The 14,338-nt window shown below is 67.5% G+C and carries 10 protein-coding genes; 5 read left to right on the forward strand and 5 right to left on the reverse strand.

Annotation, left to right across the window (positions count from 1 at the left end):
* Window positions 1–25: 25 nt before the first annotated feature.
* From AC07WC_RS01025 to AC07WC_RS01035, 3 genes are all read right to left on the reverse strand, one after another.
* Window positions 26–214 (reverse strand): YqaE/Pmp3 family membrane protein, encoded by a 189-nt coding sequence (locus AC07WC_RS01025; protein WP_088432079.1) that lies wholly within the window; start codon window positions 212–214, stop codon window positions 26–28.
* Between the two features lie 45 nt (window positions 215–259).
* Window positions 260–685, reverse strand: a complete 426-nt coding sequence (locus tag AC07WC_RS01030) for a DNA polymerase III subunit chi (protein ID WP_495208409.1) — start codon at window positions 683–685, stop codon at window positions 260–262.
* Window positions 686–770: 85 nt separating this feature from the next.
* Window positions 771–2,249, reverse strand: coding sequence for a leucyl aminopeptidase (locus AC07WC_RS01035; RefSeq protein WP_495208410.1), 1,479 nt, complete (start codon window positions 2,247–2,249; stop codon window positions 771–773).
* Between the two features lie 104 nt (window positions 2,250–2,353).
* Between AC07WC_RS01035 and lptF the strand changes: the two genes are divergently transcribed.
* The gene (gene lptF / locus AC07WC_RS01040) at window positions 2,354–3,433 is read left to right on the forward strand and encodes an LPS export ABC transporter permease LptF (protein WP_495208411.1); all 1,080 of its coding nucleotides are present in this window, start codon (window positions 2,354–2,356) and stop codon (window positions 3,431–3,433) included.
* A complete protein-coding gene (lptG, locus tag AC07WC_RS01045; protein ID WP_495208412.1) occupies window positions 3,430–4,539 on the forward strand; it encodes an LPS export ABC transporter permease LptG in 1,110 nt (369 codons plus the stop codon). Before lptF ends, lptG begins: the two co-directional genes overlap by 4 nt.
* A 637-nt stretch (window positions 4,540–5,176) precedes the next feature.
* Here lptG and AC07WC_RS01050 read toward each other — a convergent pair.
* Window positions 5,177–5,665 carry an RDD family protein gene (locus AC07WC_RS01050; protein WP_495208413.1) on the reverse strand — a complete coding sequence of 163 codons (489 nt, stop codon included), beginning with the start codon at window positions 5,663–5,665 and terminating at the stop codon, window positions 5,177–5,179.
* Between the two features lie 59 nt (window positions 5,666–5,724).
* Here AC07WC_RS01050 and xerD point away from each other — a divergent pair, with 59 nt between their 5' ends.
* Together xerD and AC07WC_RS01060 are read left to right on the forward strand one after the other, a co-directional pair.
* Window positions 5,725–6,702 (forward strand): site-specific tyrosine recombinase XerD, encoded by a 978-nt coding sequence (gene xerD, locus AC07WC_RS01055; protein ID WP_495208414.1) that lies wholly within the window; start codon window positions 5,725–5,727, stop codon window positions 6,700–6,702.
* Between the two features lie 106 nt (window positions 6,703–6,808).
* Window positions 6,809–7,588 (forward strand): thioredoxin fold domain-containing protein, encoded by a 780-nt coding sequence (locus AC07WC_RS01060; protein WP_495208415.1) that lies wholly within the window; start codon window positions 6,809–6,811, stop codon window positions 7,586–7,588.
* 69 nt (window positions 7,589–7,657) lie between these two features.
* Here the strand turns inward: AC07WC_RS01060 and AC07WC_RS01065 are convergent, their stop codons facing one another.
* Window positions 7,658–9,766 (reverse strand): glycosyl hydrolase family 18 protein, encoded by a 2,109-nt coding sequence (locus AC07WC_RS01065; protein ID WP_495208416.1) that lies wholly within the window; start codon window positions 9,764–9,766, stop codon window positions 7,658–7,660.
* Between the two features lie 290 nt (window positions 9,767–10,056).
* Here AC07WC_RS01065 and purL point away from each other — a divergent pair, with 290 nt between their 5' ends.
* Window positions 10,057–13,941, forward strand: coding sequence for a phosphoribosylformylglycinamidine synthase (gene purL, locus AC07WC_RS01070; RefSeq protein ID WP_495208417.1), 3,885 nt, complete (start codon window positions 10,057–10,059; stop codon window positions 13,939–13,941).
* Window positions 13,942–14,338: the final 397 nt, after the last annotated feature.

Here is a 14,338-nt window from a genome sequence, read left to right on the forward strand (position 1 = left end):
TACGGAAGGTGGGGGTGCCGGAAGCTCAGCGCCCTAAGGCGCGACGGATCTTCTGGTCGGTATGGAACTGTGAGACCGCGTAGGCGGCCCAGATCGCGGCGGGCAGCCAGCCGATCAGTGTTATCTGCAGGATCAGGCAGAGGATGCCTGCGATCGGGCGGCCGATGGTGAAGAAGGCGAACCAGGGAAAGATCAGGGCGATCAGCAGGCGCATCAAGGGTCTCCGGGGGCGGCGGCGACCGGGCGGGCGCCGCGCGGGTTACATGTCGTACTTGTTCAGGTCAAAGCCCAGTGCCTTGTACTGGCGCCAGCGCTCGCGCAGCGGTTCGCGCGCTTCCGGGTCGGCCGGGACCACTTCCAGCACGCGGTCGCAGGCGGCCAGGTAGGGGTCGTCGCGCAGGTTGATCACCAGCGGCCGGGCCGGGGCCTCGGTGCCGGGAACGGCGATCAGCACCAGCGCCTCTTCCTCGTCCATGTCTTCGCCGGCGATCTGGTGCGGGATGTAGGCATCGTTGTCGAACGACCACAACAGCTCGTCCAGCTCCTCGGCCTGGGCCTGGTCGCGCGCCAGCACCAGGGTGAACAGCCCGGCGTCGTTGGCCTTGCGGGCCAGTTCGCAGACCAGCCGCAACGGCTCGGTCAGGAAGCGGGGCTTGGCGATCAGGTAGAAATCAGCACGGGACATGGCAGGGCCTGGAGCGGAGGGAGAACCCGGCGCCAGGCCGGGCGGGATCGCGGCCACCCGGAGGCGGCCGCGATCGGGCAGGGCATCAGGCGTGGGCGACCTGGTCCAGCAGCCACTGGCTCAGCAGGCCGACCGGGCGACCGGTGGCCATGCCACGCTTGCCTTCATCGCTGGCCACGCCGGCGATGTCCAGATGGGCCCAGCGCTGGCCTTCGGTGAAGCGCGACAGGAAGCAGCCGGCGGTGATCGCACCGGCCCAGCGGCCGCCGATGTTGTAGATGTCGGCGAAGCTGGAATCCAGCATCGGCTGGTACTCGTCCCACAGCGGCAGGCGCCAGGCGCGGTCGAACACGTGCTCGCCGGCGGCCAGCAGCTCGTTGGCCAGGTCATCATGCTTGGTCATCAGGCCAGCGGTCTGGTGGCCCAGGGCGACCAGGCAGGCGCCGGTCAGGGTGGCCACGTCGATCAGCGCGGCCGGCTCGAAGCGCTGCGCGTAGGTGAGCGCGTCGCACAGGATCAGGCGGCCTTCGGCGTCGGTGTTGCCGACTTCGATGGTCTTGCCCGACATCGAGGTGATCACGTCCGACGGGCGGTACGCATTGCCGTCGATGGCGTTCTCGACCGCCGGCACCACCACCACCAGGTTCAGCGGCAGCTTGGCCGTGACGGCCGCGACGAAGGTGCCGATGACGTTGGCGCCACCGCACATGTCGTACTTCATCTCTTCGATGCCGCCCTGGGTCTTCAGGTTGACGCCACCGGTATCGAAGGTGATGCCCTTGCCGACCAGCACGTAGGGCTTGGCGGCGCCGCCGTTGCTCCACTTCAGCACGACCAGGCGCGGGCGGTTGGCCGAACCACGGGCCACGGCCAGCAGCGAGCCCATGCCCAGTGCTTCCATCTGCTGCTCGTCCAGGATCTCCGCTTCGGCGCCTTCATGGGCCTGGGCGAAGGTGACCGAGGACTCGGCCAGGTAGGCCGGGGTGCAGACGTTCGGCGGCAGGTTGCCCAGCTCACGGGCGTACTGCACGCCGGCGGCGATGGCCTGGCCTTGGGCCAGCGCCTGGGCATCGGTGCCGGCAATCGCCAGCCTGGTCAGGCCCGGCTCGTCGGCCTTCTTCTTGCCCAGCGTGGCGCTGTAGCGGTAGGCGGCGTGGTCGGCGGTGATGATGGCCTGGCGGATGTTCCAGGCGGCATCGCGGCCCTTGACCTCGATCTCGGTCAGGGTGAACAGCGCGTGGTGGTTGACCCCGCTCTTCAGGGCGCGGCTGGCGTCGCCGACGGCCTTGAGGTACTGCGGCACGCCGAACTTGGCCGGCTCACCGAGCCCGACCACCAGCACGCGTGCGGCGGCGACGCCGGGCAGATCGTGCAGTGCGGTGGTGTTGCCGGTCTTGCCGCCCACGTCACCGCGGGCGATCAGGGCCGACAGGCGCCCGCCGGACGCGGTGTCCAGGGCCTGTGCCGCCGGGCTCAGGGTCTGGTCGGCGTAGGCGCCGACGATGACGCAATCGCACTCGGCCGAGGCCGGGGCTGCGTGGTTCAGGGTGAATTCCAGGGCCATTGATCAGATTCCGTTGGCAAATCCGTACAATCGCGAGCTGTTTACGTCCCGTCAGTAGACTGGGCAGCACCGCGAACGAATCCGAGAGTTTAAACCACCGCCCCATGTCGAAGCTCGATCGCTATCTCCTGCGTGATTTCGTCCAGAGTTTCCTGGCCACCCTGATCGTGTTGCTGGTGGTGAGCGTCGGTGGTGTCCTGGTGGACATCCTCGGCAACATCGCCGACGGCCGCCTGCCAGCCCGCCTGCTGTTCTCCCAGCTGGGCCTGCAGTTCATCGTCTATATGCCGCTGATCCTGCCGCTGGCGCTGATGCTGGGCCTGCTGCTGGCGACGGCCCGGCTGTACCGGGACTCGGAAATGGCGGTCATCACCGCCATCGGCGTCGGCCCGAAGCGCCTGCTGCGCCCGCTGCTGATGCTGGTGGTGCCGGTGGTCGGGCTGATCGCCCTGTGCTCGCTGTGGCTGGGCCCCTGGGCCGACCGCACCGGCGAGACGATGATCGACGAGGCCAACCGCAGCGTGGTCATGGCCGGCCTGGAGGCGGGCAAGTTCACCCTGCTGCCCAATGGCGGCGTGGTCTACCTGTCCTCGGTCTCCCCGGACGGCACCCAGCTGGGCAAGGTCTTCCTGCAGCGCCAGAAGGAGGATCGCCTCGAGGTGATCTCCGCCGATCATGGCCGGATGTACTTCGAAGGTGCCAAGCAGCGCTACCTGGAACTGGATGACGGCCACCAGGTCGAGGGCCCGGCCAATGGCGCGCTGGACTACAAACTGATGACCTTCGCGCGCAACGACGTGGCCATGCCCGACGGCGCCGAGACCCGCAAGGACGACGATCCCGAACTGCTGCCCACCACCCAGCTGTTCGGTGACGCGCGTCCGGATGCGCAGGCCCAGCTGCACTCGCGCATCGCCCCGCCGCTGATCGCACTGGCCTTCGCCCTGATGACCCTGCCGCTGGCCCGCAGCTCGCCGCGCCAGCAGCGCTACGGCCGGATGATGCTGGCCTTCCTGGCCTACATGGTCGGCATGAACCTGATGTTCATCGGCACCCGCTGGATCGCCGATGGCAAGCTGCCCGCAGCGGCCGGCCTGTGGTGGCTGACCCTGCCGTTGCTGGCCCTCGCCCTGTGGATGTACTTCCGCGACGGCAAACTGTCGCGTCCCCGGAGGACCGCATGAACGTGTTGCGCCCCATGCGGTTTGATCTGTACCTGGGCCGCGCCGTGTTCGGCACCGTCCTGCTGACCTGGGCGGTACTGGTCGGGCTGGACGTGGTGATGGCGTTCTCCGGCGAGTTCAAGGACGTCGGCAAGGGCAGCTACACCCTTGGCCACGCCGCCGCCTGGGTGCTGTACACCGTGCCCCGCCGCGCCTATACCTTCTTCCCGACCGCGGCCGTGATCGGTGCGCTGATGGGCCTGGGCCAGCTGGCCGCCACCTCCGAGCTCACCGCCCTGCGCGCGCTGGGCCTGTCGCGCAAGCGCTTGAGCGTCTCGGTGGCGATCGCGCTGTCGCTGATGACCGCGGTGATGGTGTTCAGCGGCGAAACGCTGGGCCCGTGGGGCCAGAGCAAGGCCGACGACATCAAGATCAGCGCCAAGTGGGGCAGCAGCCTGAGCGCGGCCCGCTATTCGGGCGTGTGGGCGCGCGAAGGCGACACCTTCCTCAACGCCCAGAGCGGCGACGAGCAGTTGCAGGCCGGCGGGGGTACGCGCCTGATCCTGCACGATGTGCGCCTGTACAAGATCGCCGACGACGGCCGCCTGGCCTCGCTGACCTACGCCACGACCGCCGAGCATGGCGCCGACGGCTGGGTCTTGAACAAGGTCCGCCGCGACACCTTCGGTGAGCGTTCGGCGACCCGCGAGACGGTCGAGTCCGAGCCGTGGAATTCACGTCTGGATGCAGCAGCGCTGGCCAGCGGCATTTCCAAGCCGCGCAATCTGACGGCGATGGATCTGCGCACCAGCATCGAGTATCGCAAGCGCAATGGGCTGGATGCGCGCGATTACGAGGATGTGTACTGGAGCCGGTGGTTCTATCCGATCAATGTGCTGGCGCTGTGTCTGGCGGCGGTGCCGTTCGCGTTCGGATCGCTGCGCAGTGGTGGCATGGGCAAGCGGTTGTTCCTGGGCATTCTGTTCGCGCTGGGCTTCTGGTTGCTGCAGTTGTTCTTCGGCCGGATGGCGGGTGCGCTGAAGTTCGATTACCGGATTGCGTATGCGTTGCCACCGATCGTGATGATGGTGGTATCCGGGTTGTTGTTCCGGCGGAAGTCGGGCTGATTCTTCTGCTCAAACGCCAAACGCCAAACGCCAAACGCCAAACGCCAAACGCCAAACGCCGAAGCCGAAGCGGCCACCATGTACTCTCGAGCTAGGCGCGACAGGCTCGCCATTCCGGGACCCGCCGCAAGTACGTCCCTGTAGGCTCGTGTGCTGCCATCCATGGCAGCACACGGTCCCGGCCTGGCAATCCCGCCGCGCCTCCGACAGTGTGCTGGTGGGGGAGGGAGAGCAGCCGGGCATGGCCCGGCTCTGTCCGTTCTGATGGGATGCGCAGGCGCCTTTGCTCGTGTCGAGTCCTGTTGGTCGAGCGGCAGAGCGGCGAATGAATCTATCGATTGAGCCAACGTTCGACTTCGCGATGAAGGTTGCGCTCCTTGAGGCATCTTGATCGCGACACTCGGTATTCAGCGCGATACCTCAGGCACGCAGTAATTCCACTTCTACCAACCGCATTACGTGATCTGTCAATGCGGAGAGGCGCAACCCATTTCGGGACCGTAGTGCGCCATGAATGGCGCACTACGAGCCTACATGGACGTACTTGCGGCGGGTCCAGAAATGGGTTGCGCCTCTCCGCAAACGCACAGAAAGTCGAAACGCTGCTTTCAGCTTTTTCCTGGAAGGCGCCTGAGCTTCAGCGCTTCGGTAACCGGACAACCCGCGTCCCGCTGGCCCGGTCATGCCAGGCCAGGCGCTGTCGGTCCACCAGCGCCCACCAGAACCCCAGACCGGCCGCCAACACCGACAGCGAGCCCACCGCATACCGCAGCCACAACTGCCTGCGCGTCGGCACCGTGCCGTCCAGCGATACCACCTGCAACCGCCACGGCCGCATCCCCAGCGTCTGCCCACCGCGACGCCAACTCATCGTCGCGTACAGCCCCGTCAGCAGCCAGCAGCAGGCCCACAACGCCCACTGCCATGCACTGAACGGCGCGATGTTCTCCCGCTCCGCATGACCGCTCAACGTGTAGATCGCCACGAACACCGCACCGAGCAGCATCCATAGCGCCAGCGCCGGGAAGAAGTCGTACAGCAACGACAACAACCGCCACAGCAGCAACGATGCAGGGCGATCAGCAGCAGGGGACGACGGTGCGGTATCGGTCATGTTCCGGAGCATACCCGGCCCGCCGCCCGCGTTCGATGGCCCACGCACCTTCCGCTCCGTATGCTGTCCGCATGTCCGACGCCACTACCCCCGCCCTGCGCCGCCAGCTTGTCCAGCACCTGCCCGAGCTGCGTGACGATGACAACGTACGCATCCAGCGCTTCCTCGACACCGCCTGGGCCGAACACGGCCTGGCCCGTGCCAGCCTGGACAGCTATCGGCGCGATCTCGAGGGTCTCGCGCGCTGGCGTGATGGCGCCACAGGGGGCCTGGCCGGCCTGGATCGTGCCGGGCTCTTCGACTACCTTGCCTGGCGCTCGCGCCACGGCTGGTCGCCACGCAGCAATGCCCGCCTGCTCTCCGCGCTGCGGGCCTTCTTCGCCGATGCCGTGCGCCGCGGCGAGCGCACGGACGATCCAAGCGCGCTGCTGGATCCGCCCAAACTGCCCCGCTTGCTGCCCAAGGCGCTGGCCGAAAGCCAGATCGACGCCCTGCTGGCCAGTCCTGATATCGAGACGCCGCTCGGGCTGCGCGACCGCGCCATGCTGGAGCTGATGTATGCCGCGGGCCTGCGCGTGAGCGAACTGGTCAACCTGCCGGCCAATGCCGTCAACCTGCGCCAGGGTGTGCTGCGCGTGACCGGCAAGGGCAGCAAGGAACGGCTGGTTCCGCTGGGCGAGGAATCCCAGCACTGGCTCGAGCGGTACCTGGCCGAATCGCGGCCGCAGCTCACCGGCAAGCGCAACGTGCCGACGCCGCAGGATGGCGCGGTGCCGATGTTCCTGGAACCCTCGCTGCATCCGCTCAGCCGCCAGCAGTTCTGGGGCCTGGTGAAGAAGTACGCGGTCCTGGCCGGGATCGACCCGGTCAGGATCAGTCCGCACGGCCTGCGCCACAGCTTCGCCACGCATCTGCTCAACCGGGGCGCCGACCTGCGCGCGCTGCAGATGCTGCTGGGCCACAGTTCGCTGTCCACCACCCAGATCTACACGCTGGTCGCCCGCGAACACCTGCAGAAACTGCACGCCAAGCACCACCCGCGCGGCTGAGGGGGCGGGCAGAACCCGGCCGCGCATCACCGTTCCACTGCGGTCCAGCTGCGCGGGCAGGCAGCTGTGCGAGAATCCAGCCTGACCTCTTACACCGGAATGCTCGATGCTCCGTGTTGCCATTGCGGCGCTCTTCGGCGCGCTCAGCCTGTCTGCCTGTGCGCAGCAACCGTCCGCCCCGGCGGCCAAGACCACTGCTGCGGCCCCGGCCACTGCCGGCGATGCCGACCAGCGCGTGCGCACCGCGCTGCAGCAGCTGGACCCCACGTTCAAGCCCGACTTCATCGGTGCGGCGCCGTTCGCGGGTTTCCGTGAAGTGCTGGTCGGCGGCCAGGTGCTGTACGTCTCCGATGACGGCCGCTACCTAATGCAGTCCCAGCCGTACGACATCCAGAACAAGGCGCCGGTCAGCAGCCAGGGCCTGCTCAGCTACCGCCGCAAGCTGCTCGATGGCGTGCCGCATAACGAGCGCATCGTGTTCGCTGCGCCGAACGCCAAGTACACGGTCAGCGTCTTCACCGACATCGAATGCGGTTACTGCCGCAAGCTGCACCAGGACATCGCCGAGCTCAACCGCAACGGCATCACCGTGGAATACCTCGCGTTCCCGCGCATGGGGCTGGGCAGCCAGGACTACACCGACATGATTTCGGTCTGGTGCGCCGCCGATCGCAAGCAGGCCCTGACCGCGGCCAAGACCGGCAAGGCGGTCACCCCGAAGAACTGCACCAACCCGGTGGCCATGCAGTACAAGCTCGGCCAGCAGATGGGCGTCAACGGCACCCCGGCGATCTTCGCCGCCGATGGCACCCAGCTCGGTGGCTACCTGCCCCCGGCCCAGCTCAAGGCCGCGCTGGAGCGCGTCTCGGCAGGCGGCAGCCGCTGAAACAGAACGCCCCGGCCAGGCCGGGGCGTTTTTTTTGCCATCCGCGGGGCAGCGGCCCGCGCGCTGGGTTTACTTCAGGCCATCACTGATCGCTTTGGTCAGGGTGCCCTGCGCATCGTCGCCACTGAACTCCCAGAAGAACGCACCGCCCAGGCCCTGTGTTTTCACATAGCCCATCTTCTCGGTGACCATCGCGGGGGTGTCCACGCTCCAGAACGTGGTGCCGTTGGAGATCCACGTGGCCTTGGCGACACTGTCGGTGTAGACCGGCCAGTTGAGGGTCTTCAGCACCTTCCAGTCTTCGATACCGGCCTCGTAAGTGCCCGGTGCCGCCCCGCTGGCGCTCTTGTAGAGCCCATTGTTGCCACTGGCGACGCCGGTCCAGCCGCGCCCGTAGTAGCCGATGCCCAGGTTCAACTTGCTGGCCGGCACGCCGCGGCTGAGGAAGGCCTCCATCGCATCATTGCTGTTGTAGAACTTCTGGTCGCCCGTGGAGGGATCGGCGGGTGAATCGAACAGCGCCGAGTGATGGTTGGTCTGCGGATCCCAGGCGCCGTGGAAGTCGTAGGTCATCACGTTGATGAAATCCAGGTACGGGTGGTAGCTGGCCGGATCGGTCACGCGGATCTTGTCCACGCCTGCGCCGACCGCGACCGTCAGCAGCAGGCCGGGCCGCACTGCGTCGAGCTGGCGACGGAACTCGGCCAGCAGCGCGGTGAAGTTGGCGTTGTCGGCCGGCGTGCCGCAGCTCAGCCCGCAGGCCACCGGGTACTCCCAGTCGATGTCGATGCCGTCGAACACGCCAAGTGCCGCACCTGTGCCCCCCGCACCATCGGCGACCGGCAGGTTGCCCTTGATGTAGGCGTCGATGCACGAGGCCACGAACGCCTGCCGGTTGGCCGGCTGCGCCGCGCTGGAGAAGCCGCGCGACCAGGTCCAGCCGCCGAGCGAGATCAGCACCTTGACGTTCGGATGTTTGGCCTTGAGCTGCTTGAGCTGGTTCCAGTTGCCACGCAGCGGCTGGTCCCAGGTGTCGGCCGTGCCGCTGACGCTGTCGCCGGCGCCGAAGGATTTGCCGTAATCGGCATAGGCATCGCCACCCACGCCGGTGTTCGGGTCGGAGGCCTGGGTCACGCCCACTTCGCAGCGGTTGTTGCGCACATTGCCGAATGCGTAGTTGATGTGGGTCAGCTTGGCTGCCGAGCCGCTGGTGTCGATGTTCTTGACCTGGTAGTTGCGGCCGTAGATGCCCCACTGGGTGAAGTAGCCGATCACCCGCTTGTTGCCGCCGCCGCCACCGCCGGCGGCCGTGGTCACGCTGATCGAAGCGCTCTGCGCCGAGGCATTGCCGGCGTTGTCACGTGCGCGCACCGTATAGGTATAGGCCGTGCTCGCGGCGAGGCCGCCGTCGGTGTACTGGGTGGCGCTCGGCGAGCCGACCAGGCTGCCGTTGCGGTACACGTCGTAGCCGGCCACGCCGCTGCCGCCGCTGTTGTCGGTGGCCGCGTTCCAGGCCAGGTTCACCGTGGTGGCGGTCCTGGAGGGCGAGGCCAGCCCTCCCGGCACGCTGGGCGGCGTGGTGTCGTTGCTGGGCGCGGTGACGGTCACGCTGACCGTGGCCGAGGAGGTCACCGCATTGTTGTTGTCCGTGGCCACCGCTTTGAACGTGTGGCTGCCGGCCGAGGCATTGCTCCAGACCACGCTGTACGGCGCGCTGGTGTCGATGCCCAGCGAGGTGCCGCCACGGAAGAACTCGACCTTGCTGACACTGCCGTCTGCATCGCTGGCGTTGGCACTGACCGTGATGCTGCTGCCGGCGGTGAAGCTGGCCCCGGCGGTAGGCGAGGTCAGTGAGACGCTGGGCGGCTGGTTGCTGCCGCTGCCATCGCAGGCGCCCAGATTGGTGTAGTAAGGCGCACCGGCCGGGTGGTCCGGCGGGGCGTTCCAGATGTCCTGGTTGGCGCGGTACAGCACGCCTCCCTTCTGCAGGGTCTGGCCGGCCAGATAGATGGCCGCGCCGTTCCATTCGGGCGCCCCGGTACAGTTCGCCGCCTGCACCAGGGTCGGCGTGCCGGCGGCAGCGGCCAAGGCCAGGGCGAGCAGCCAGCGCCGTCGGCGCAGGTTCGGGGCGGGGGAGGAAAACGATGTCACTGCACGGCGCGCAATCGGGTCTGGCATGGTCGGTCTCCGATCAGGTGGGCGCATGCCGCCGGGATGGCGACATGCGTGCAGCAGTTCCGGACGCCGGTGAGAGAGGCCGGCAACGACATGGGGGACGGACGGCACCTGGCCGTGGGCCAGGTGGTGATAACGTTGTCATGGAATCTGCGGCCAATCCGTGAACCAGCGCATGGTTCGGGTGTGAACAGGCCTGGCTGCGGCTCGGGCCGGCCGATCCCCCGGGCCGGGCCGCGGCGGCCGAGTTGGGTACAATAGTGGGCCCCGTTCCCAACCACGGTTCCCCGGACATGATGGTCCTCGAGGGCGCATCCGCCCTTTCGCCGTTCCGCCGCGAACGTCTTGAATCCCGCCTGCAGTCCCTGGCCGCCGATCTGCGCATCACCGGTGCCTGGCATGTCTACTTCATCCAGACCGAGGGCGATGCGGCCCCGGACCCGGCGATCCTGAGCCGGATCCTGGAAGCCCAGCCGGACCTGGCCGGGCGTGAGGACGGGGCGGTATCGCGCTTCGTGGTGCCGCGGTTGGGCACGTTGTCGCCGTGGTCGAGCAAGGCCACCGAGCTGGTCCGTGGTGCCGGGCAGCCGATCCGCCGCGTTGAGCGCGGCCTGCGCATCGACCTGGCGGGCTGGCCGGCCGACGCGGCTGCGCAGGAGGCGGTGATCCGCGTGCTGCACGACCCGATGACCCAGTCCGTGCTGACTGGGACCGGGCAGGCGCAGGCACTGTTCAGCGCCCCGGCGCGCGGCGAGCTGGAACGGATCGCCCTGGATGACCTGGAAGCGGCCAACAGCCGCCTCGGCCTGGCCATGGCCCAGGACGAGATCGACTACCTGCGCCAGCGCTTCGGCGAGCTGGGCCGCAAGCCGTCGGACGTGGAACTGATGATGTTCGCGCAGGCCAACTCCGAGCACTGCCGGCACAAGATCTTCAATGCCAGCTGGACCATCGACGGTGCCGAGCAGTCGCACTCGCTGTTCCGGATGATCAAGAACACCCACCAGCAGACCCCGCAGCACACGTTGAGCGCGTACAGCGACAACGCCGCGGTGGTCGCCGGTTTCCCGGCCGCGCGCTATCGCCCGGACCCCGCCAGCGGCCAGTACCGCAGCGAGGCCGTGGTCGATTCGGCGTTCTGCATCAAGGTGGAAACGCACAACCACCCGACCGCGATCGCCCCGTTCCCGGGAGCGGCCACCGGTGCAGGCGGTGAAATCCGCGATGAAGGCGCGACCGGCCGCGGCGGCAAGCCCAAGGCTGGCCTCACCGGCTTCTCGGTCTCGCACCTGCGCATCCCGACCCTGCCGCAGCCGTGGGAGGCGCCGCGCGCGCTGAACCCGCGCATGGCCCCAGCGCTGGACATCATGCTGGACGGTCCGCTCGGCGGCGCTGCGTTCAACAACGAGTTCGGCCGCCCGAACCTGCTTGGCTACTTCCGCAGCTTCGAACTGCCCGAAGGCGAGGGCCTGACCCGCGCTTACGACAAGCCGATCATGCTGGCCGGTGGCCTCGGCGCGATCGACCAGAACCAGGTCGAGAAGCTGCGCCTGCAGCCCGGCGATGCGGTGATCGTGCTCGGCGGCCCGGCGATGCTGATCGGTCTCGGCGGCGGTGCCGCCAGCTCGGTGGCCTCCGGTGAGAGCGCCGAAGACCTCGATTTCGCCAGCGTGCAGCGCGACAACCCGGAAATGGAGCGTCGCTGCCAGGAAGTGATCGACCGTTGCGTCGCGCTCGGTCTGGACAACCCGATCCGCTGGTTCCATGACGTCGGCGCCGGTGGCCTGTCCAACGCGATTCCGGAACTGCTGCACGACTCCGGCGTGGGCGGCGTGATCGATCTGGGCAAGGTGCCCGCCGATGACCCGTCGCTGTCGCCGATGCAGCTGTGGTGCAACGAATCGCAGGAGCGCTACGTGCTCGGGGTGCCGCAGGCGCGCCTGGCCGAGTTTGCCGCGCTGTGCGCACGCGAGCGCTGTCCGTTCGCCGCGGTCGGTGTCGCCACGGCCGAAGAGCGCCTGGTCGTTGCCTATGGCGCGACCGTGGGCAACACCCCGGCCGATGCCCCGATCGACCTGCCGATGGACGTGCTGTTCGGCAAGGCACCGAAGATGCACCGCGACACCGTGCACCCGCCGGCGCCGCGCTGGCCGGCGCTGAAGACCGCCGGCCTGGATCTGCATGAAGCCGGCCTGCGCGTGCTGGCGCATCCTTCGGTGGCCTCGAAGAACTTCCTGGTCACCATCGGTGACCGCAGCGTCGGTGGCCTGACCGCGCGCGAACAGATGATCGGCCCGTGGCAGCTGCCGCTGGCCAACGTGGCGATCACCCTGGCCGGCTTCGATACCGTTGCCGGCGAAGCGATGGCGATCGGTGAGCGTACTCCGTTGGCCCTGCTGGACGCGGCTGCGTCGGCGCGCATGGCGGTCGGTGAAGCGATCACCAACCTGTGCGCGGCCCCGGTCGATGCGCTGGAAACGGTGAAGCTCTCGGCCAACTGGATGGCCGCGGCTGGCCATCACGGCGAAGACGCGCTGCTGTATGACGCGGTGCGTGCAGTCGGCATGGAACTGTGCCCGCAGCTGGACCTGAGCATTCCGGTCGGCAAGGACTCGCTGTCCATGCAGGCGCAGTGGCAGGCCGACGGCCAGGCGCACAAGTCGGTGTCGCCGGTGTCGCTGGTGATCTCGGCGTTCGCGCCGGTGGCCGATGCCACCGGCCAGCTGACGCCGCTGCTCGACCGTGACGCCGACAGCGAGCTGTGGCTGATCGGCCTGGGGGCTGGCAAGCAGCGCCTGGGCGGCTCGATCCTGGCCCAGGTGCATGCCGACCATTCCGCATTGCCGGCCTTCGCCGGTGCCGTGCCGGATCTGGACGATGCACAGCGCCTGCGCGCATTCTTCGAACTGATCCGCGATGCGCGCCAGGCCGGCCTGCTGCTGGCGTACCACGACCGCAGCGATGGCGGTGCGTTTGCCGCGCTGTGCGAAATGGCCTTCGCCTCGCGTCTGGGCCTGGACATCACCCTGGATGCCTGGGGCGATGATCCGTTCCGCAGCCTGTTCAATGAAGAGCTGGGTGCGGTGGTGCAGATCGCCAAGGAAGACCGCGCGGCCTTCGCCGATCTGGTCGAGCGCCATGCGCTGACCGAATGCGCGCAGCGCATCGCGCGCCCGACCACCGCCCCGGTGGTACGTGTCTCGCTGCAGGGCGAAAGCCTGGTCGAGTGGCGCTGGGAAGCGCTGTTCGATGCGTGGTGGTCGGTCACCCACGCCATGCAGAAGCTGCGCGACAACCCGGACAACGCCGACCAGGAGCGTGCGATCGCGCGCAACTTCAACGCGCCGGGCCTGAAGCCCAAGCTGACCTTCGATCTCAATGAAGACGTGGCGATGCCCTTCATCAACACCGGCGCGCGTCCGCGCGTGGCGGTGCTGCGCGAGCAGGGCGTCAACGGCCAGATCGAAATGGCCAACGTCTTCGAACGCGCCGGCTTCAGCTCGTTCGATGTGCACATGAGCGACCTGATCGAAGGCCGCGTCGCGCTGTCCGATTTCACCGGCCTGGTCGCCTGCGGCGGCTTCAGCTACGGCGACGTGCTCGGTGCCGGCCGCGGCTGGGCTACCTCGGTGCTGGAGCGCAGCGCGCTGCGCGATGCCTTCGCGGCGTTCTTCGCCCGCGAGGACAGCTTCGCGCTGGGCGTGTGCAATGGCTGCCAGATGATGAGCCAGCTCAAGGACATCATCCCGGGGGCCGAGCACTGGCCGCAGTTCCGACGCAACCGCAGCGAGCAGTTCGAAGCGCGCACCGCGTTGCTGGAAGTGGTGGAATCGCCCTCGATCCTGCTGCGTGGCATGGCCGGTTCACGCCTGCCGGTCGCGGTGGCACATGGCGAAGGCCAGGCGGTGTTCGCCAATGCGGTCGATCAGGCGGCGGCGCGCGTGTCGCTGCGTTACATCGATGGCGACGGCAACGTGGCCACCGAGTATCCGTTGAACCCGAACGGCTCGCCCGACGGCATCACCGGCCTGACCACCACCGATGGCCGTACCACGATCATGATGCCGCATCCGGAACGCACCCCGCGTGCGATCAACCACAGCTGGCATCCGGACGAGTGGAACGGCGATTCGCCGTGGCTGCGGATGTTCCGCAACGCAAGAGTATGGTGCGGCTGATACGGCGCACCGCCTCGAATCCAATGCAGTGAAAATCGCGTGAAGAAACCGCCGGCTGGTCCGGCGGTTTTCTTTTGTATGCCCCACAAAATGATCGGCAGCAATGAGTTACATCGCGTTACAACGTGAAAACACGTTATGGCCATTGCTCACATGTATCTAACAACATCACGCGATAACACGTCGTTTTTGTGACGTACTGCGCGGTCATATGAATTTCAATGTCAAAGTCTTGACGTTGTTCAAACTGTACGTTAACACTGCATCCTCATTTCGACAGCGTTCAGTTCCACAGTAAGCGCATGGATGGCGTGCACGCTGTAGGTATCTGCCAGCCATTGCGCACAACGCAGTAAATCAAGCGAAAAACGCCCCCAGGGGACGTTGGACCACGCGG

The organism is Stenotrophomonas sp. GW821-FHT01H02A, assembly GCF_059422145.1.